This is a genomic window from Psychrobacter sp. HD31 (genome assembly GCF_051097895.1).
GTDB lineage: Bacteria > Pseudomonadota > Gammaproteobacteria > Pseudomonadales > Moraxellaceae > Psychrobacter.
Genome location: NZ_CP142525.1, coordinates 958,776 through 979,745 on the forward strand (window position 1 = coordinate 958,776; position 20,970 = coordinate 979,745).

Annotated in this window: 20 protein-coding genes; 13 read left to right on the top strand and 7 right to left on the bottom strand. The window is 38.6% G+C overall.

Annotated features, from left to right (window positions below):
- The first annotated feature begins 28 nt into the window (after nucleotides 1–28).
- Nucleotides 29–823, top strand: a complete 795-nt coding sequence (gene nth, locus VH441_RS04160) for an endonuclease III (protein ID WP_434354223.1) — start codon at nucleotides 29–31, stop codon at nucleotides 821–823.
- 252 nt (nucleotides 824–1,075) lie between these two features.
- Nucleotides 1,076–2,734, top strand: a complete 1,659-nt coding sequence (locus VH441_RS04165; protein ID WP_434354224.1) for an AMP-binding protein — start codon at nucleotides 1,076–1,078, stop codon at nucleotides 2,732–2,734.
- A gap of 161 nt (nucleotides 2,735–2,895) precedes the next feature.
- Here VH441_RS04165 and VH441_RS04170 read toward each other — a convergent pair whose 3' ends face one another.
- A complete protein-coding gene (locus VH441_RS04170; protein WP_434354225.1) occupies nucleotides 2,896–4,089 on the bottom strand; it encodes an MFS transporter in 1,194 nt (397 codons plus the stop codon).
- A gap of 282 nt (nucleotides 4,090–4,371) precedes the next feature.
- Between VH441_RS04170 and metK the strand changes: the two genes are divergently transcribed.
- Both metK and VH441_RS04180 read left to right on the top strand, forming a co-directional pair.
- Nucleotides 4,372–5,550, top strand: coding sequence for a methionine adenosyltransferase (gene metK / locus VH441_RS04175; protein ID WP_434354226.1), 1,179 nt, complete (start codon nucleotides 4,372–4,374; stop codon nucleotides 5,548–5,550).
- A 45-nt stretch (nucleotides 5,551–5,595) separates the two neighbouring features.
- Complete coding sequence (locus VH441_RS04180) at nucleotides 5,596–5,955, top strand: DUF3144 domain-containing protein (protein ID WP_434354227.1); 360 nt, start codon at nucleotides 5,596–5,598, stop codon at nucleotides 5,953–5,955.
- Between the two features lie 87 nt (nucleotides 5,956–6,042).
- Here VH441_RS04180 and VH441_RS04185 read toward each other — a convergent pair whose 3' ends face one another.
- From VH441_RS04185 to mtgA, 5 genes are all read right to left on the bottom strand, one after another.
- Nucleotides 6,043–6,594 carry a hypothetical protein gene (locus VH441_RS04185; protein ID WP_434354228.1) on the bottom strand — a complete coding sequence of 184 codons (552 nt, stop codon included), beginning with the start codon at nucleotides 6,592–6,594 and terminating at the stop codon, nucleotides 6,043–6,045.
- Nucleotides 6,595–6,618: 24 nt separating this feature from the next.
- Nucleotides 6,619–6,993, bottom strand: coding sequence for an SHOCT-like domain-containing protein (locus VH441_RS04190; RefSeq protein WP_434354229.1), 375 nt, complete (start codon nucleotides 6,991–6,993; stop codon nucleotides 6,619–6,621).
- A gap of 113 nt (nucleotides 6,994–7,106) precedes the next feature.
- Nucleotides 7,107–7,640, bottom strand: a complete 534-nt coding sequence (locus VH441_RS04195; RefSeq protein ID WP_434354230.1) for an inorganic diphosphatase — start codon at nucleotides 7,638–7,640, stop codon at nucleotides 7,107–7,109.
- A gap of 103 nt (nucleotides 7,641–7,743) precedes the next feature.
- A complete protein-coding gene (lipB, locus tag VH441_RS04200) occupies nucleotides 7,744–8,451 on the bottom strand; it encodes a lipoyl(octanoyl) transferase LipB (RefSeq protein ID WP_434354231.1) in 708 nt (235 codons plus the stop codon).
- 53 nt (nucleotides 8,452–8,504) lie between these two features.
- Nucleotides 8,505–9,179 carry a monofunctional biosynthetic peptidoglycan transglycosylase gene (gene mtgA / locus VH441_RS04205; protein WP_434354232.1) on the bottom strand — a complete coding sequence of 225 codons (675 nt, stop codon included), beginning with the start codon at nucleotides 9,177–9,179 and terminating at the stop codon, nucleotides 8,505–8,507.
- A gap of 239 nt (nucleotides 9,180–9,418) precedes the next feature.
- On the opposite strand from mtgA, the gene VH441_RS04210 reads away from it, so the two are divergent.
- The 8 genes from VH441_RS04210 (at nucleotide 9,419) to VH441_RS04245 (ending at nucleotide 19,542) form a co-directional block, all read left to right on the top strand.
- Nucleotides 9,419–11,185, top strand: a complete 1,767-nt coding sequence (locus VH441_RS04210; RefSeq protein WP_434354233.1) for an L-lactate permease — start codon at nucleotides 9,419–9,421, stop codon at nucleotides 11,183–11,185.
- 349 nt (nucleotides 11,186–11,534) lie between these two features.
- Nucleotides 11,535–12,746: an alpha-hydroxy acid oxidase gene (locus VH441_RS04215; RefSeq protein ID WP_434354234.1), complete on the top strand. Its 1,212-nt coding sequence runs from the start codon at nucleotides 11,535–11,537 to the stop codon at nucleotides 12,744–12,746.
- A gap of 420 nt (nucleotides 12,747–13,166) precedes the next feature.
- Nucleotides 13,167–13,754: a single-stranded DNA-binding protein gene (gene ssb / locus VH441_RS04220; RefSeq protein ID WP_434354235.1), complete on the top strand. Its 588-nt coding sequence runs from the start codon at nucleotides 13,167–13,169 to the stop codon at nucleotides 13,752–13,754.
- 345 nt (nucleotides 13,755–14,099) lie between these two features.
- The gene (locus tag VH441_RS04225; RefSeq protein WP_434354236.1) at nucleotides 14,100–15,782 is read left to right on the top strand and encodes a nitrite/sulfite reductase; all 1,683 of its coding nucleotides are present in this window, start codon (nucleotides 14,100–14,102) and stop codon (nucleotides 15,780–15,782) included.
- Nucleotides 15,766–16,434, top strand: a complete 669-nt coding sequence (locus tag VH441_RS04230; RefSeq protein WP_434354237.1) for a DUF934 domain-containing protein — start codon at nucleotides 15,766–15,768, stop codon at nucleotides 16,432–16,434. Before VH441_RS04225 ends, VH441_RS04230 begins: the two co-directional genes overlap by 17 nt.
- A 126-nt stretch (nucleotides 16,435–16,560) precedes the next feature.
- Nucleotides 16,561–17,190: a phosphoadenosine phosphosulfate reductase family protein gene (locus VH441_RS04235; protein ID WP_434354238.1), complete on the top strand. Its 630-nt coding sequence runs from the start codon at nucleotides 16,561–16,563 to the stop codon at nucleotides 17,188–17,190.
- A gap of 17 nt (nucleotides 17,191–17,207) precedes the next feature.
- A complete protein-coding gene (gene cysG, locus VH441_RS04240; RefSeq protein ID WP_434354239.1) occupies nucleotides 17,208–18,680 on the top strand; it encodes a siroheme synthase CysG in 1,473 nt (490 codons plus the stop codon).
- Between the two features lie 79 nt (nucleotides 18,681–18,759).
- Nucleotides 18,760–19,542: a ferredoxin--NADP reductase gene (locus VH441_RS04245; RefSeq protein ID WP_434354240.1), complete on the top strand. Its 783-nt coding sequence runs from the start codon at nucleotides 18,760–18,762 to the stop codon at nucleotides 19,540–19,542.
- A 117-nt stretch (nucleotides 19,543–19,659) separates the two neighbouring features.
- On the opposite strand, the gene fdxA is transcribed toward VH441_RS04245, so the two are convergent.
- Nucleotides 19,660–19,983 carry a ferredoxin FdxA gene (gene fdxA, locus VH441_RS04250; protein WP_434354165.1) on the bottom strand — a complete coding sequence of 108 codons (324 nt, stop codon included), beginning with the start codon at nucleotides 19,981–19,983 and terminating at the stop codon, nucleotides 19,660–19,662.
- Between the two features lie 252 nt (nucleotides 19,984–20,235).
- Between fdxA and VH441_RS04255 the strand changes: the two genes are divergently transcribed.
- Nucleotides 20,236–20,838: a DUF2062 domain-containing protein gene (locus VH441_RS04255; protein ID WP_434354241.1), complete on the top strand. Its 603-nt coding sequence runs from the start codon at nucleotides 20,236–20,238 to the stop codon at nucleotides 20,836–20,838.
- Nucleotides 20,839–20,970 lie beyond the last annotated feature (132 nt).

The following is a 20,970-nucleotide window of genomic DNA, read 5'->3' on the forward strand; positions in this document are numbered from 1 at the left end:
ATGAGCAATCAAACTAACGAGCATTAACATGAGCCAGCCAATCGCCAGCAAAGTAGCTAAAAACAAAAGCGCTGCCATACAAGAGGCAAAGCAACTCAAGTCAGGTAAAAAAGCTAAAAAAACGACAAAATCTAAAACCGTTAAGCATAAGACGGCAGATACCCCACCTTCACGCCGCTTGCCTAACCGCGATGTCTACACGTTTTTTCAAAAACTTGCCGACACCATTGATGAGCCAGTTACCGAACTAGAATATACCAGCACGTTTGAACTATTAATTGCCGTTATTTTATCTGCCCAAGCAACCGATGTTAGTGTCAATATAGCCACACGCAAACTCTACCCTGTGGCAAACACCCCAGAAGCCATTTATGCCTTGGGAGAAGACGGTTTAAAAGAATACATCAAAACCATTGGCTTATTTAACTCAAAAGCCAAAAACGTGATTAAAGCTTGTAAAGATTTGATAGAAAAACACAACAGTATCGTGCCCGATAATCGCAAAGACCTAGAAGCCCTAGCAGGCGTTGGGCGAAAAACTGCCAATGTGGTATTAAATACAGCATTTGGACAACCAACCATGGCGGTAGACACCCATATTTATCGTGTCAGCAACCGCACTGGGTTAGCAACTGGCAAAACTGTACTGGCTGTCGAGCAAAAACTGCTAGAACGTGTGCCAAAAGATTTTATTGTTGATGCCCACCATTATTTAATTTTGCACGGTCGCTACACTTGCATGGCACGCACGCCAAAATGTGGCAAGTGCCCGGTTTATGGTGAGTGTATGTTTAAAGACAAAGCAAAGTTTGTAGAACTATAAACCAATAAAAAACATCAAAACAATATCAGGTTTGTTTTAACAGTCTGATAGTTTTTTAATATTGCTTATCAAAACAGTATCATATAGTATGTAATCACTTAATCTATGGATGGAATTAGTGCGTACGCTTTTTTAGTTTTTAATTTTGTTCGCCAAAGCTCAAACACAAAAACTAATCCCACCTTTTTTAGCAAGCAATACACAATCCAACCAACGACTATTGGCTATTTTTAATAAATAAGGACATTTATTATGACAGACTTTCATACAGGGTTAGGCAAAAATCAAGCCAACCATACACCGCTTACCCCAATCGACTTTATTGAGCGTGCCGCCGCTGTTTATCCTAAAAAAACTGCCATTATTTATGATGATTTACAACATAATGATTATAGCCAGACCTGGGAAGAAACGTTTGAAAGATGTTGTAAATTATCAGATGGGCTGCGTAAGTTAGGCATTGAAAAAAACCACACCGTAGCCATTATGTCGCCCAATACACCTGCAATGGTTGAAGCAGCATTTGGTGTGCCGATGTCTGGCGCTGTACTTTGCACCTTAAATACACGGTTAGACGCAAATGCGTTAACATTTTGTTTACAGCATAGTGAAGCAAAAATATTAATCTTAGACAGTGAATTTGCACATTTGGCTGAAATACTTGATGAAACCTTCCCAGACTTAATTATTATCCATTCAACAGACAAAGCCCTACCTAATGTTGAACAATTTGGCAAAATGACTTACGAGGCGCTTATTGCAAGCTCTGATGACCTAACCAATTGGGAAAAGCCAGAAGAGGAATGGGATGCCATTTCATTAAACTATACCTCTGGCACAACGGGTGTACCAAAAGGGGTTGTCTACCATCACCGTGGGGCGACACTCAATGCCATTTCTAATATCTTAGACTGGGACATGCCTAAGTTTGCAACTTATTTATGGACGTTGCCGCTTTTTCATTGTAACGGTTGGTGCTTTCCTTGGTCAGTTGCAGAAAGAGCCGCAACCAATGTTTGCCTGCGTCAAATTGATGCTAATCTAATTTTAAAATTAATTGCCAAACACTCAGTTACCCATTATTGCTCCGCCCCCGTTGTGCATACCATGATTGCCAGTGGCTCAGAAGAACTAAAAGCAGAAATTAACCATAAGGTTAAAGGTTGGGTGGCAGGTGCGCCACCCTCAGAAAGCATGCTAGAAAAAATGGAAGCCATGGGCTTTGATATTACACACGTTTATGGGCTAACAGAGGTTTATGGTCCTGTTACTGTTTGTGCTGAGCATGATGAATGGAATGCACTAACCGTTCAAGAACGCGCAATTAAAAAGTCTCGTCAGGGTGTTGTTTCTCATTTAATGGCAGGTTTTGAGGTGTTTAAACAAGGGACAAACATACCTGTAGAAGCAAATGGTGAAGAGATGGGTGAGCTAGCTTTGCGTGGAAACATGGTGATGAAAGGCTACCTAAAAAGCCGCAAAGCCACAGATAAAGCCTTTGAAGGCGGTTGGTTCCGTTCTGGTGATTTGGGTGTTAAATATCCCGATGGCTATATCAAAATCATGGATAGGCTAAAAGATATTATTATCTCTGGTGGCGAAAACATCTCTAGTATTGAGGTAGAAAATATCTTATATAAACTTGATGAAGTTGTGAGTTGTGCCGTTGTTGCCGCCCCTCATGAAAAATGGGGAGAAGTACCAGTCGCTTTTGTAGAAATTGCCGAAGGTCATACCCTATCACGTGAAGAAGTAATAGAACATTGCCGCCAACACTTGGCTGGCTTCCAAGTACCTAAACACGTTATCTTTACCGAAACACCTAAAACCAGTACCGGTAAAGTACAAAAGTTTGAGTTACGTCAGGCGGCTAAATCATTAGCGCACGAAGAACCAAAAGTAACACATTAACTTGGCTCATTGATTTAGCATATTAATTGAGTGCATTGATATTATTAGCGATGCGCTCAATAACAACATTTTTAGTTAAATGCACACGGCTTTTAAAGTCCTGCTTCAAAAGCCTTTTACCACCTACAGCCTTTACCATCCATGTATCTAAAGTAATTCAGCTATTCCTTGTGCTTATTCATCAATTGGTTAACAATCAATATGGCTAATGATTGTACAACCACCAATGCAATTACAACCGCCTGCCATCGTCCTAACTGATATATCAAGCCACATACCCATGCACCCATACTGCCACCAATATAATAGCTCATATAATATAACCCAGATGCTAATGATCGCCCTTTATTCACATTCATTGCAATATAGCTAATCGTTGCAGATTGACTAATAAATATCCCACTAGACATGATGGCCAAACCCACCACAATTGCCCATAAAGGCTGAAACAAAGTCACAACAATGCCGCCTAACGCCACAGCAATGGCAATATTAACCGTTTTGGTTGTGCCAAATCTTTGTAATAACCAACTGGTTACTGGGGTAATAACAACCCCTAATAAATAAACAGCAAAAATATTGCCCAATTGACCAGAAGACAAATAATAAGGGGCATGCGCTAAATGAAGATTAATAAAAGTAAAGCCACCCACTAAGGTAAACAACACACAAAACCCCAATAAACAGGCACTTAATAAATACCGATTTTTGAGGTGTGACTTTAAAACGGTTATCGAAGATAAAAAGTTCGGATTCGCCTTAAAGTTTTTAGAATCTGGCAATGCCCATGCAATCCATGCTGCACTTAACAAAGTGACTAAGCCCATCCCTATTAAAGCATGCCGCCAGCCTACCCAGTCTTGCAAGTGACCTAACGTAAATCGCCCTAAAAACCCACCCATAACGGTACCAGATACGTAAAAAACCATGAGCTTTGTTAATGAACTATTTTGGTATTCTTCCCCCACATAAGCAATCGTAACAACCGTAATACCTGGTATGGCAACACCTTGCAAAAAACGTAAAATCATCATGGTTTTTACATCCATTGCATATGCCATCCATATGGTAGGCACGGCTAATAGCATTAATGATAAAGCAATGATACGTTTACGCCCTAAAGCATCTGAGACCATGCCAGTTACAGGCGACATAACAGCAACACCCATTACCGTCGCACCAACTAACAACCCCGCTTTTAGTTCTGAAATACCAAATTCATCCATTAATACAGGCAAAATTGACTGGACAGAATACACCTGAAAAAATGCAAACATCCCAATTAGCCCGATGGTTAGTCGGACTAATAAAGAGGTAGAACGGACTTTAGGTGTTTGAATTTGCTTGGGCTGCATAACTTTTAAATCTTAGCTTTTAAAACTTAATTATTTAATCAATAAGTCAAAAGTTGTCTATTAATGACGACAATGCCTGCTATACAACCATAAAACACCTTAAAAATCTAGCAACTTGTCATCTTTAAGTCTTTAAATCACTAGCAATTTTTCATACAACCTATCTTTATCTTAAAGTTCAGTAAAACAATCTATCTTGCTGACTAGTGTTTATAAGCATTTAAGGGTAGAATATAGAGTTTTAAGATATTAATTTTTGCAACAAAATAAGCGACTGTTACCATGCGTGATTACCAAATTTTTACTTCTGAATCTGTTAGCGAAGGTCATCCAGATAAAATGGCCGATCAAATTTCTGATGCCATTTTAGACGCATTTTTAAAAGAAGACCCACATGCGCGTGTCGCTTGTGAGACTTTGGTTAAAACGGGTGCCGTTGTACTGGCGGGCGAGATTAGCTCAACTGCCAATGTTGATATAGAACGCATTGTACGAGATACCGTTAAAGGCATTGGTTATCAGCATTCAGACTTAGGGTTTGATGGCGAGACCTGTGCCGTGATTAACATGCTTGGTAAACAATCTCCAGAGATTGCACAAGGCGTTGACAGAGCAAAGCCAGAAGATCAGGGAGCCGGAGACCAAGGCTTAATGTTTGGCTATGCAAGCAACGAAACTGAGGTACTGATGCCTGCACCAATTGAGTACGCACACCGTTTGATGGAGCGTCAATCTCACTTACGCCGTGCCGGTAAACTACCTTGGTTACGCCCTGATGCAAAAGCTCAAGTCACCTTACAATATGGCAAAAAAGAAGGTTTAGTTGTACCAACGGCAATCGACGCCGTCGTTTTATCTACTCAACACGACCCAAGTATCTCTCAAAAAGATTTACAAGAAGCGGTAATGGAAGAAATCATTAAAACCGTGATACCAGCCGATTTGTTACATGCCAATACACAGTATCATATCAACCCTACTGGTTTATTTGTTATTGGTGGCCCTGTTGGTGATGCAGGCTTAACTGGACGTAAAATTATTGTCGATACCTACGGTGGTATGGCACGCCACGGTGGCGGTGCTTTTAGTGGTAAAGACCCCTCAAAAGTTGATCGCAGTGCTGCCTACGCAGGACGTTATGTTGCAAAAAACATTGTTGCAGCTGGTTTAGCCGATCGCTGTGAGGTACAAGTCAGCTACGCTATTGGCGTTGCCGAACCAACATCTATCTCAATCAACACTTTTGGTACTGCCAAAATTGAAAAAGCAGCCATGATTGAGCTAGTACGTAAACATTTTGATTTACGCCCATATGGTATTACTCGTATGCTTGATTTGCTTCAACCCATGTACCAACAAACAGCAAGCTATGGTCACTTTGGGCGTGAAGGTACAGAAAATGCCTTTACTTGGGAGCGTTTAGACAAAGCTGCTGCGTTAAAAGCGGATGCTGGGCTGTAAACACAATTAGCACTTTTGCCATATAACAAAATTTTGAGGGAAACCATGACAAACACAAATGAGTCTATCGAAAACCAACCACTAGAAAATGAGATTTCTGAAATCAGCCCAGAAATGCAGGCATTTTTTCAACGTGCTGACAGTTTTATTCAACTGGCAAATAGCCAGTTAAGTCCAGAGGCGCATACCGCACAGGTGAGTGCTTCATTAATGTACTCATCTGCTCGTTATAGTGCATCGGTTGCTTCTATTGGTTTTAGCAATGCTGATGATTTTATAAAAGAAAAACAACAAATAATCGACTTTTATAGCAAGCAATTTAGTCAAATGTTATCAGATAATTTAGATGATTATGCTCGCAACTTTGACAACTATGCCAAACTTAATGCGGATAACGCTAAATAAACACTAGCTATAGCATAAAACATCATAAAACTAAAAATGCCTTTCTTAATTCAAAAAGGCATTTTTGATTGATTTGATAATCAACGATCATACACCACAATTGCTTACAGATTCTGTGACAAAAGCAGATATCGTTAAGCTAATGTGACCATCACTTTTGGTCGCTTGCTCAAATTTTTTACCAAGCGCACTATTGGTAAAATCAACAATGTCGGCTTCTTGTTTTGGCATCAGTTTAACACCTTGCGTCATATCACCACCTGATAACAAACTGGCAATCTGCATGCGTGTTGCCTTGCTTGCTGCTTTTGCGGATTCAGAATCAAAGAATTTATCTAACTCACTTAATTCATTTTCGGTAAACTTATAACGTAACATCCCTTGCACTTTTTTTGCCATCTTAGTTAAGTTAACTTGATCGATGCACTGTTTTTGGCTATCCGTTAAACTGGGATCGGCTTTAATAATAGGCAGTCGCATAGATTCGGCAACTAAAATTTCTTTGGTAGTGGCACCAATCACATTATCCGATACACTTGGCTTAACAAGCGTTGATGTGTTTGTGCTGGCACATCCTATTAACGGTAGTGTAAATATGGCTAATGCCACTGATAAAAGCTTTGTTGTAAGATTTTCCATCTTGTTTTGCCTTACCTATAAATTCTATTTAATCAATTGCCAAAATGCCCATAACAATACTGCCACGACCATTAAAAAAATCGCCACCCTTTTTAGCCAATATGGGAACAATGGTTTTTTATAGCCTTCTGCCACAAACTTTTTATCAACACCATGTTGTAGGGTATTAAACGAGTTTGTTTGGGTTTTTAAGCTTTTGGACTGTTTTTCTACAATTTTTTGTTGGTCAAGCTGTTGCTTTTGCTTTAACTGCTCTTCGTAGGCATCAATTCTATCTTTTGCCTCGTCAAAACTGATATTTTCTTCTTCTACCAGTGTTTTAATAGCAATCACAAAGTTGTTTTTTTCTACCATTTGCGCAATGTTTTTTGGCAATTTTTTTGTTGTTTGTTTAGACACAAGCACAACCTCAACTTATTTACTGAATAAAAAACCACAAGCTTAACGTTAAACTTGTGGTTATTATAACATTCCTAAAAAACAGGATGCCTAACAATGATACAACTCAATCATTACGCTTCATCTTTCCAGCGTTGGATCGCATCATAAATAACTTGTTTAGCAGCATCTGCATCTTCCCAACTTTCTACAACCGTTGTGCCTGCTTTTTTCAAGTCTTTATAATGGTTGAAATGGAACTCTAATTGTTTAATCAATTGCTCTGGTAGGTCAGCTAGGCTATTAATCGCATTGCCATTGTTGCGGTCATCAGCAGGTACTACCACGACTTTATCGTCAACTTCACCATCGTCAACAAACTTCATCACGCCAATAACTTTTGCTTCTAAAAATACACCTGTGGTTAATGGTTGATCTGTAATAATCAGCGCATCTAATTCATCACCATCTTCATCTAAGGTTTGAGGTAAAAACCCATAATTACATGGCTTAGCAAAAATAGTTGGCTCTACGCGATCAAGCTGAAAGCACGCTAATTTACGGTTCCATTCTACTTTATGGTTGCTACCTTCTGGAATTTCTACAACCACATTCACGATGCCATTTTCTACATCACCAGCGTCCAAGATTTTGTTAAAATCTGCCATTATTATTCCTTAATATTAAATTAAAAGTTAAAAACCAAAAAAGTATAACATAACTTAATTTTATTTTGTCAATCAAAATTGCGCATTTAAACCCATGGTTTTGCTATCTTAATACAATTTCACCTGCATGTCGCTTAGCAATATTTGCAACCAGCTCATCTGCAATTTGCTGATTATTTATGGTTGCAAAATCTGCAAGTCTTAACATTTGCATACCTGCATAACCACAGGGGTTGATTAGGTTAAACGCAGCCAAATCACAGCTTAAGTTTAACGCAATACCGTGATAACTAAATCCCTGTTTAATTTTAAAACCCAGTGATGCAATTTTACCTAACATACGCTCTTCTAACGCTATTGCTTGGTTATCTTGATTCTTTTGAAAAATATAAACACCGGGCGCATCTTGCCGAGCTTTTGCCATTAAATCTTTTGGTAAATATTGATTAACCACATCTTCAATTGCTTGTTCGGCATGGGACACTAAATCACGCACCTTCCAGCCAAGCGCATTTAAATCTAACAAAAAATAAACCACTAATTGCCCATGCCCATGCCAAGTTACCTGCCCACCACGGTCGGTTTTTATAATGGGCGTATTACCACGCGCCAAGATGTGCTCTTCTTTACCTGCCTGACCAAGCGTAAACACATCATTATGGTCTACTATCCATAACTCATCATCGGTTTGTTGATTATCTTGTTTTTTCGCCTCTATGCGTGCCAGTGTTTGTGACAACATAGCATCATGCGTTGTTTGGTAATCTGCATTTACCAACTCTTTTGTTATTAATTTTTTTTGAATACACATACCCATTGTCTTTAGTATCTTGTTTATAGCTGTCTTTATTTTATACACAGATATTATGCGCTTGGCAACTTTGCAGAGCGCATACGCCGTAAAATAATACGTTGTTTGTTTCTAAGGCGTTTACTACCCATGTTATTTTGATAATATTTTGGATTAGTTAACATACTAATTAAAAGTGCCGATTCTTCTCTAACCAACTTTTTAGCAGGTTTATTAAAGTAGTGTTGGGCCGCTGCTTCAATACCATAAATGCCATTGCCAAACTCTGCTGTGTTTAAATAAACTGCCAAAATTCTTTTTTTATCCCACATCTGTTCTATCATCACCGTAATGACGGCTTCTTCTGCTTTTCGGATATAAGAGCGATGCGATGTTAAAAACAAATTTTTTGCAAGTTGTTGGCTGATGGTCGAACCCCCAGCTGATATTTCACCACTATTTTGATTTTTTTTAATTGCCTGTTCAATGCCATCAAAATCAAAGCCATTATGGTGAATAAATTTAGCGTCTTCACTGGCAATAGCCGCTTGTTTTGCAGATTTAGAAATTTCATCATAATCTACCCAAGTTTGTTGTATACTACCGCCCTGCAAACGGTGTAACAGCATAAACATACTATTATTGACAGGTTGCGTCTTCCATACCAGTAACATACCACCAACTAAAATATGAAAACATATTAGCAATAGCCCGCCAAGCCATATTATTTTTTTAAAAAAGTTCATCATAGTGCCTATTATGAGGTCGTCATACAAGTAAAACAAATTATTTTTTCAATAAAAAGAAGCGTTTATATTTTCATTAAAAATATCATTTGTAATTAGAGAAACTTTTGTCATAAAATTGCAACATTAGACAAACCATTATTCATTTAAGTTTAATAAATTATTCAATTATTTTAAACGATATTACAAGACTTATGTTTAATTACAACACATATATTTAATAGTTTTACAAGGAGGTTATTATGTATGTTTTATTGGCGCTAATGCCGATTTTAGTCGTGTTTCTGTTGTTGGTGGTATTTAAACTTTCTGCCAAAGTAGCTATGTTTACTGCTTATGTGGTAACCGCAGCACTTGCTTTATTTGTTTGGCAAGCAGGTGCTCCAATCGTAGCGGCCGCGAGTGTTAAAGGCGTTATTGTTGCGCTTTCTATTTTATTTATTGTCTTTTCTGCAATTTTACTTCTAAATACTTTAAAAGAAAGTGGTGCCATCCATACCATCCGTAAAGGGTTTATGGATATTTCACCGGACCGCCGTGTACAAGTCATCATCGTTGCATGGTTATTCTGTTCATTGGTTGAAGGTTCTTCAGGTTTTGGTACGCCATCTGCTGTTGGTGCGCCGCTTTTATTTGCCTTGGGCTTCCCTGCAATGGCGTGTGTGATGTCCGTACTGATTATCCAATCAACACCTGTATCTTTTGGTGCTGTAGGTACGCCTCTACTTTTAGGGGTTAACTCAGGCATCAGTGGAAAAGAAGACATTGCAGCAGCCATCGCTCCAATGACACCAGAGCAGTATTTACTACAAATTACTGGCAACGTTGGTATGTTGCACGCGATGATTGGTTTCTTAATTCCTCTTATCTTAAGTGCTTTCTTAACTCGTTTCTTTGGCGAAAAACGTTCATTCGTAGAAGGCTTAAAAGCAGCACCTTTTGCAATTTTTGCTGGTTTAGCATTTACCATTCCTTACTTCTTAGTCGCTAAATATTTAGGTCCTGAGTTTCCATCACTGGTCGGTGGTTTCATCGGTCTACTAATTGTTGTGCCTGCGGCTAAAGCTGGATTTTTGGTACCAAAAGAAACATTTGATTTTGCGCCACGTGCAGCATGGGATAAAGATTGGTTAGGTACATTGCCAGCTGAAGAAGCTGAAAAAGAAGCAAATGATGACTCTACACCTAGATTCTCTATCGTAAGAGCGTTTTCACCATACTTAATTGTGATTGGTTTGTTAATTTTGACTCGTATCATTGCACCACTAAAAGCATTTTTAGTTGGTGATATGACAACTATTAAATTTGCTAACTTATTTGGTACCAGCATTTCTAGTAAAATTCAACTTGCCTATTCGCCAGGTTCTATATTAATCATCACCTCTTTACTTTGTATTATCATCTTTAGCATGAACGGCGCTGCTGTTAAACGCAGCTGGTCAAACTCAGCTAAAACGATGGTTGCAGCTGCCCCTGCCTTATTATGCTCTGTTCCAATGGTACAAGTGTTTATTAACTCAGGTTCTGCTGAAGGTATTGCTAATGCATTACCAGCGATGCCAATCTTCCTAGCAGAAAGTGCGGCTGCTACTTTTGCAAATGCATGGCCTATTTTCTCGCCGTGGATTGGTGCACTAGGCGCATTTATTGCTGGCTCTAATACGGTTAGTAACATGATGTTCTCTTACTTCCAGTGGTCAACAGCTGGTCAAATTGGACTCGGTGTTGATATGGCATCAATGGTAGTTGCTTTACAGGCTATTGGTGGTGCTGCGGGTAACATGATTTCTGTTCATAACGTTGTGGCTGCTTGTGCGGTTGTCGGTATGATCAACAAAGAAGGCTTTGTTATTCGTAAAACATTACTGGCAATGACTTACTATGTGATTCAAGCCGGTATGCTTGGTATGGCGTTAATTTTTGGTAATGTACTATGGTGGGGACTTGCCGTTGTTTGGCCAATTGTGTTCTTTACCATTTTATCCGCCACCAGTGGTAAATCAGCTTAATACTTAATCTGATTTGTATGATAGATTAATTGTGAGCTGGGGGTTACCTTAGCTCACAATTGTCATTTTAAAATGGCTAAAATAACTACCCCCAGAGGTTAAATAACTTTAGATACTGGGGTTTGGATATAAAAACTATGTCAACCATAAGTTTAATCTAGATTGATATAGTTTTTATAATTCAGGTAAAAAAACCTAAATACAATGGGCAACGAAAACGATGACTCAAGCCAAACAAGTTAGGATAGATTCTATCTCAAGCAAGTTGATACTCGTTTCATAATTTTTAGTTCGTTCATCATAATCTTAGCTTTTATACCAAAGCTAAATGAATAAAAGAGGCAACCCTATGGCAAATTTAGATAAGATTACAGAAATTGAAGACCTCCGACGTATTGCAGAACGTAAAGTTCCTCGTATGTTTTATGACTATGTAGATTCTGGCTCATGGACACAAACGACCTACCGCAATAACGAAACTGACTTTGACCGTATTAAATTACGCCAGCGTGTACTGGTTGATATGGAAGGACGTAGCCTATCCACAACCATGGCAGGTGAAGATGTCCATATGCCTGTTGCAATCGCACCAACTGGCTTTACCGGAATGATGTGGGCTGATGGTGAAATTCATGCCGCACGCGCTGCAGAAAAATTTGGCGTACCATTTTCGCTATCGACTATGAGCATCTGCTCTATTGAAGACGTTGCAGAAAATACTGAAAAACCATTTTGGTTCCAGTTGTATGTGATGCGTGATAAAGAGTTTATGGAAAACCTCATTAAACGTGCAAAAGCTGCAAACTGCTCTGCTTTAATCTTAACAGCCGACTTACAAGTACTAGGACAACGTCATAAAGATATTAAAAATGGTTTGTCTGCACCACCTAAACCAACCATCAAAAATATTTTAAACCTAATGACCAAACCACAATGGTGCATGAACATGCTTGGCACAAAACGTCATAGTTTTGGTAATATTGTTGGTCATGCTAAAGGGGTTGGTGATTTATCTTCATTATCTTCATGGACAGCCGAGCAGTTTGATCCAGGTCTAAGCTGGGATGATGTTGCTCGTATCAAAGATTTATGGGGTGGTAAAATTATCATCAAAGGTGTTATGGAGCCAGAAGATGCCATTATGGCCGCTAAAAGTGGGGCTGATGCAATGGTTGTTTCGAATCATGGCGGACGTCAGTTAGATGGTGCACCTTCTTCAATTGCTGCAATTAGTGACGTTGTAGAGGCAGTTAAAGCCGAATCAAGCGATACAGAAATCTGGTTAGACAGTGGTATCCGCTCTGGTCAAGATGTATTAAAAGCTATTTCTTTGGGTGCAAAAGGCACGATGATTGGTCGCTCTTTCTTATATGGATTGGGGGCTCATGGCGAAGATGGTGTACGTAAAGCGCTAGAAATTATTTATAAAGAATTAGACATTACCATGGCTTTCTGTGGTCATACTGATATCAATACCGTGACAGATGATATTTTGATTAAAGGCAGTTACGAATATCTAAAATCTGGACGCCCAATGTTAGAGCCTATCCGCTGGGGATAAACACTAGGCTATTTAGTTTTTATTGAAGTAAGACGGATATTAGCATTAATAAGAAACTTAAAAATAGCTATAAACAGAGCGACGTTTTACGTCGCTCTGTTTGTCTTTAAGCCTAAGTAACTCTTTAAATCTAAGTAACATCGGCAAATAACACAATCAATTAAAAAATGAATGTCTTAACTTAGTGATAGCTATCATAAAACTATTTTTATCACAATTAATCCAGGCTTCTGTTAACCTAAGCTTTTTTTAACCCAAGCTTTTTGACCAAGGTCATATATACCAAAAAGCCATCATAACTTAACAACCAAACACTAACTTGTAAGAATATCTTAAAAACTTATTATTGCCATGTTGTATAATGAGTTTGTTTAATATATTGTATAATTTATATCATTTAACTAATAAAAGGAACAAAACATGCGAGGAATCAATAAAGTAATCATCGTTGGTAACCTAGGCGCCGATCCAGAAAGTCGCACATTCCAAAACGGTGGTATGGTGACTAATATTTCTGTAGCAACGACAGAACAATGGACCGACAAACAAACGGGCGAACGCAAAGAATTAACTGAGTGGCACCGTATTTCTTTAAATAACCGATTAGCAGAAGTGGCTGCCCAATATTTACGTAAAGGCAGCAGTGTGTATATTGAAGGTCGCCTACGTACCCGTAAGTATCAAGATCAAAACGGACAAGACCGTTATATCACCGAGATCCGTGCAGATAATATGCAAATGTTGGGTGGCAACAACAGCCCTGCAGGACAAGGCGGTTATCAAAACAATGCCAACGGCTTCCAAAACCAAGGTGGATTTAACAATCAAGCAAACAATAATTTTGCTAACCAAGGTGTTAACAACCAAAATGGATTTGCTAATAATACTCAACCAAATAACAGCTTTGGCAACGCTGCTCCTCAGCAGCAAGCACAGCCTGCCCAGCAGCCAAAACCACAAGATATGGCAATGAGCGATGCCCCAGCAGATGATGACATTCCGTTTTAAATCTTATACTAAATTAAGATAACTTAATTTACCTATAATTAACCCATTGATTTAACCATCTTTGGGTTTTTTATATGCATGGGGCTTTGGTTTTTATATGCAGATTATCTGCTGTTTTTCAGCATTACTGGCTTGTTGTTCTGCATTCTTTGTTGTCATACCTTTTTAAAAATCCAATTTTTCAGTGACATCCACTCAAATAAAACATCGGCATAATCATGCAAAATAGTTAACCTAAAAAATGAGATAAATATATTCTATTTTTGAATTTATCATTTTTTCAACAACTCGGTAACATAGCTTTTCATTAACTAAGCCACGTTTACTATTGTAAGAGAAGCAGCTATGTACCAATATTCTTATGCCGATCAGACCATCGTCGATGAGCGAGTCGAGCAGTTTCGTGATCAGACACGTCGTTTTTTGGCTGGCGAATTAGAGGAAGAACAATATCTCCCGCTACGCCTACAAAATGGACTGTACATTCAACGACACGCACCTATGCTACGCATCGCCATTCCATACGGTTTAATGTCAAGTACTCAGCTACATAAACTGGCAGATATTACAACAAAATATGACAAAGGTTATGGGCACTTTACAACACGTACTAACATTCAGTTAAACTGGGTTCAGTTAAAGGATGTACCAGATATCTTAGCTGAATTAGCCTCTGTACAAATGCATGCCATCCAAACTTCTGGCAATTGCATACGTAATACTACAACAGATCCTTATGCAGGGATTCATAGCGAGGAAATCGAAGATCCCCGCCCCTATTGTGAAATCATTCGTCAATGGTCAACGTTTCATCCTGAATTTGCATTTTTACCACGTAAATTTAAAATTGCAGTGATTGGTACGGCAGAAGATCGCTCTGCCAGTCAATTGCATGATGTGGGCCTACGCATCATTAAAAATGAACAAGGTGACATCGGCTTTGAAGTGTTAGTTGGTGGTGGGCTTGGTAGAACCCCTATTATTGGTAAGCTCATCAAACCATTTTTAGAGCCAAAACATTTGTTAAGCTATCTTGACGCTGTACTCAGAGTTTATAACCTAAATGGCAGACGAGACAACAAATATAAAGCACGCATCAAAATACTTGTTGAAGCCATGGGCGCCGATGAGTTTGCTAAGCAAGTTGAAGCAGAGTGGAAAGCGCACAGCAAAGATGGCACATTAACCCTGACTGATGCACACATTGCTAAAGCAAAAACTTATTTTACTGAGCCAGACTATGAAAACTTAGATGGTTTAAGCAGCCAAACTGCGCTCAAAAAACACCTAGACACTAATAAAGACTTTGCTAATTGGTATCAACAAAACACAACACCGCACAAAGTTGCAGGCTACCGTGCAGTCACCATCTCGCTTAAGGCTGGTATGGTGGATAACAAGTTTATACCACCGGGGGATGTAACTGCCCAACAAATGCATGCATTAGCAAACCTAGCACAACAATACAGTTTTGGTGAGATTCGCTCAACCCATCAACAAAACCTTGTGTTTGCCGATGTTAAAACCAATGATTTGTTTGATTTGTGGCAAGCACTAACCGAGCTTAACCTTGCACGCCCTAATATTGGCACACTAACCGATATGATTGTTTGCCCAGGTTTTGATTATTGTGGACTTGCCAATGCCACCACTCACAACATTGCAGAGCAAATTAACCAAAAATTTGATCAACTGGACTATCTTTATGATCTTGGCAAGATACAACTTAACATGTCAGGTTGTATGAACGCTTGTGCCCACCATCATGTTGGCGATATTGGTATTTTGGGTGTCGATAAAAAAGGCGAACATTGGTACCAAATTAGTCTGGGTGGTAACTCAGGAAAAAACGCTCAATTGGGTCAAATTCTTGGTAAAGCAGTCGCCAGTAATGAAGTAGCAAACACCCTGCAAACCATTTTAAATACTTATATCACGCAACGTGAACAAGACGAGCCATTTAGCGATGTCATCGCACGCACTGGTCTTAGCCCATTCAAGGAGGCAGTCTATGGCACTGGTAAATAATCAACAAGTCATTGAAAATATTTGGACGATTTTACAAACAGATGATTTGGCGGAGGATAACCTTTTACCAAATATCTCTTTGTCTGATTTGTTAACCCGCCAAAATACGGATGAACCGTTAAATATTTTATTGCCTATTTCTGCCTTACTTAATATCAGAAAAAACAGCATGGGCAATGACAGTTTAGCAAGAGAGACCCTCAAGCTCATCCAAACAAAAAGTCGCAAAATTGCGGTTTGGTTAGACACAGAGCATAACCATGCAAATGACTACCCTGCAAGTAGTCAACAATTAGACGATTTACTCAATGCAACCAGCAAAAAGGCTCAAAAATTAAACCCTTTATTGGCTGATATTGTTTCAGAGTTAACACTGATTGTATTAAATGTGCCCCTATTTGCCAATGGTAGAGCCTTTAGCCTTGCCGAGCATCTTCGCAAACAAGGCTATAGCGGTGAGATTCGTTTAACAGGCGCGTTTGGGCGTGATCAGCTCCCCTATTATCATCGTAGCGGCGTTGATACCTTTATGGTAAGTGAAGAAGAATTGAACAAAGGCGATGGGCAAGATGAATTTTTTGCTATTTTTAATGCCCTTGCTAATGCGCCAGCTGGTAAAGATGTCAACAATTTACCTATGTTTAGAGAATAGCTGGATTAAAAAAATAGCTAAGACTAAGTTTATAAACAATCTTTCTATCAGTCTTTTTTTCTCATTATTTTAAATCACAAATAGTCATTTTATAAAATTAAGAGTAGTAATATAAGGGCAATAACCATGGTATCAAAATCATTAGATATTCAGTCTCAAAACCGCGAGCTACAATATCATAGCCCAATTCAAATTATTGAGTGGGTTGCCAAAAATACGAACAATCCAATTATTACAACTAATTTTAGACCGCAAACTTCTGCCATATTGCATTTGGTTACCCAAGTCATCCCTAATATACCTGTGCTATGGGTTGACTCTGGCTATAATGTGGATCCCACGATAGAGTTTGCTAGCAAACTTACTGAGCAGCTTAAGTTAAATCTGACCATTTACCGCCCAGAACCTACACCTGAACTTGAGCAATTTAAAAAAACAGGCATCCCTAAAGTTGACACACCTGAGCATGATAGATTTTCACAGCTTGTTAAAATCGCTCCGTTTCAACAAGCATTAACAAAAGCTGAGCCAGATGCATGGATAACAGGCATACGCCAAGACCAAACTGAGTTTCGCAAATCACTTGATATTTTGTCATATTCAAACCAAGGTATCTTAAAAGTTGCGCCTATTTTCTATTGGTCAAAACAAGCACAACTGGACTATATTGCTAACCATAATTTGCCAGATGAACATCGCTACTTTGATCCCACTAAAGCCAGTGATAAGCGCGAATGTGGGATACAGCTTTTATAAAAAAGTAAAAAAATATTATGAATACATTTCCTCTTTTCCACAAGCTTGAAAACCAACCCATCCTTATTATTGGAGGTGGCGAGGTTGCCATGCGAAAGGCAGATTTATTAAGACGCGCAGGTGCGAACCTAACAATTGTTGCGCCATCAATTGATCCTGAAATAAAACTGCTATTAAACAAAGACGATAGCTATAACAACTTATACCCTAATAGCCGTCATGTATTCATTGAAGAAACCTACAAACCAACGCATTTACAACAACAATCATTTATTTTTATTATTGTTGCAACCGACAATGAAGCCCTTAACAAAAACATCCATGCAGATTGCAAAAAGCAAGGCTTGTTAGTTAATGTTGTTGACACTCCGCCTCTTTGTGACTTCATTTTCCCTGCCATTGTTGATAGAAACCCCATCACTATTGGCATCTCTTCTAATGGCAAAGCCCCCGTATTAGCAAGGTTACTAAGAGCAAAAATTGAAACCATTATCCCGCAGCAATACGGCAAACTGGCAAAAATTGCTGGGGATTTTAGAAATGAAGTTAAATCCAAATTGCCGACTATCAACGCAAGACGAAAGTTTTGGGAGCACGCTTTTAACGGCAAATATAGTGAACTTATATTTGCAGGTAATGAAGCCAATGCCGAGCAGCAGCTTAAACAAGATTTAGAAAAATTTAGCAAAGTGTATGCTGATAACTCTATTGAACAAACGCAACAGCAAGATGGTGAGGTTTATATTGTGGGCGCTGGTGCTGGCGATCCAGAACTTTTAACCTTTAAAGCACTGCGATTGATGCAACAAGCAGACATTGTATTTTATGATGCGTTAGTATCAGATGAAATCCTTGACCTTTGCCGACGTGATAGCGACAAAGTGTATGTTGGGAAAAAACGTTGTAATCATTCTGTAGAGCAAGAAAACATCAATGAATTATTGGTCAAACACGCTAAAATTGGGCAACGCGTCGTTCGCTTAAAAGGTGGTGATCCGTTTATTTTTGGTCGTGGTGGCGAAGAAGCTCAAGAACTTGCAAAGCATGGCGTTTCGTATCAAATCGTACCGGGTATTACCTCAGCAAGTGCGATGGCAAGTTATACAGGGATTCCATTGACCCATCGTGACCACGCACGCTCAGTCCGTTTTGTAACTGGGTGCCTAAAAAAAGGAACCCCAAATGAGCAATTTAGCTCTATGCTTGAACCAAACGAAACCATCGTGTTTTATATGGGGTTACATGCGTTAGAACGCCTGACAACTGGTTTAATTGAAGCAGGCAAATCTAAAAATACGCCCATTGCCATTGTTTCTAACGCCAGCAGGTCAAATCAACAAGTATTAACAGGCACACTGGCTGATATTGTAAAAAAACAAGCGCACGCTCAACTGCCATCCCCTGCCCTTTTGGTTATGGGCGATGTCGTTAACCTACATGAAGATTTAAAATGGTTTAACATTAATACACCAAATTCTCATACCAAATAGCAGCCACCTAAGTAAAAAAACTGGTCATTATTTTTTATATTCAATTGATTTTTAACTAAAAAAGAGAGTTGATAAGCTTATGTCAAAATTTCGCACAGAGACAGTCACCCACGTACATCACTGGACAAACACATTATTTACAATTAAAACAACCCGTGACGCAGGATTACGTTTTAGAAATGGTGAATTTGCCATGATTGGGTTAGAAGTTGATGGCAAACCATTAATGAGAGCCTACTCTATTGCCAGTGCCAATTATGAGGAGGAGTTAGAGTTCTTTTCTATTAAAGTTCCTGAGGGTCCTTTAACTTCTCGATTACAGCACATTAAGGTGGGTGATGAGTTGTTGGTAAGTAAAAAACCAACGGGTACTTTGGTGTTAGATGATTTGTTACCTGGTAAGCATTTGTATATGTTGTCAACGGGGACAGGGCTGGCACCTTTTTTGTCATTAGCACGTGATCCTGAGGTGTTTGAAAAGTTTGATAAGGTTATTTTGGTGCATGGTGTGCGCCATGTGGAAGATTTGGCTTATCGTGATATGTTTGAGACTGAGTTGCCAAATGATGAGGTGTTTGGCGATTGGTTTAAAGAGAAGTTTATTTATTATCCTACGGTAACTCGAGAAGATTTTAGAAATCAGGGACGTGTGACGGATTTGATAGAGTCTGGTAAGTTGTTTGAGGATATTGGGCTACCGGTGATGAATAAGGATGATGATCGTGTGATGATTTGCGGTAGTATGGCGTTTAATGAGGATTTAAATAGAATCTTAACTGGTTTGGGGTTAACTTTGTCCCCACGTATGGGGGTGCCTGCTGATTTTGTGATTGAGCGTGCTTTTACTGGTGAGGGGATTTAATTAAGATTAAAAAGAAACTCTCAAAGATACAAACTCTAAAAACAACAATTTAGTGGCTACAGGTTAGATATATCAAAAAAAGTAGCCACTAAATTTTTAAAGGTTCTATTATTAGTTTTAACGCTCTAAATACTGAACCTTGCCTTCAACACCGTCCCATTTATCGGCTTCTGGCATTTTATCTTTCATTTCTGTAATGTTTTCCCACTCTTCAGCAAGTTCTGCATTTAAGTCAATAAATTCTTCTTGCCCTTCGGGTACTTCATCTTCAGAAAAAATAGCATTTGCAGGACACTCCGGCTCACATAAGGCACAGTCAATGCATTCATCTGGATGAATTACTAAAAAGTTTGGTCCTTCATAAAAACAATCAACAGGGCAAACTTCTACACAGTCGGTGTATTTACATTTAATACAGTTATCGGTTACAACAAAGGTCATCGAAATAGTTACTCTTTTTTTGTAAAAATACATTTTAGGTTTTTTACAAAAAATCCTCAATAAATTGTTTATGATAAAAAAGTATTTATATAGTTCATATAAGCATGATACTTTCTTATATTTAACGCAACCTCATCAAATAAGAGAGATTCAGCTAGATTTTTTAACAGGTTTTTTACATTGCTTGTCAACAACTATTGTATAATTAACCTGAACCAGCACATTGTCAGTTAAAAATACATGGATTAAACAGTGCCACAAAAAAAGCTAAAAAAGTGGTTGCCAAAACCAGAACAGATTCTTGAAAACAAAACAATCAAGCTTTTTGCCCCGCAATTGGCTGATCCACGTTTATGGCACTTTAATCGCCGCTGTTTAACAAAAGCTGTTTATATTGGGGTGTTGAGTTCATTTTTTCCTTTGCCTGGGCAAAGTATTATTGCCATTTTTGCCTGTTTATATTTTAAAGCAAATATCCCTATGGCAATTGCCTTAACATGGATAACCAATCCACTCACAACCATCCCTATTTTTTATTTTGCGTATATTATTGGTGCAAAATTGTTGGATATGGCACTAATTGACTTTAGCACCATTGGTCATATGCTGGCAGATTTAAGCCTGTGGATTTTTGCCGATGGTGCAAATCCATTTGTGACCTACAACAGTCAGTTTTCACTTTCTGCTTTTTTGCTGGGGCTTTGTATTCTCGCATTAGTAAGTAGCGTCGTATCTGGTATCGCATTTAGATTTTTTTGGCGTTATAAAGTTGTTACTGGTTGGAAAAAAAGACACGGATACCGTCCACCCCACCTTATTAAAAAGTATCAAAAAGCAAAATACTATAATAAATAACCAGCTAATGTTTGGCTGATGCAGCATCCTTTGCTGGCTTATAGGTGTTAGATTATTAAGCACTAAGCATGGTTGATATACGCGTTAATAAGCAGGTTAATGTTGTATTATTTAAGAGCATCTACTTTAATA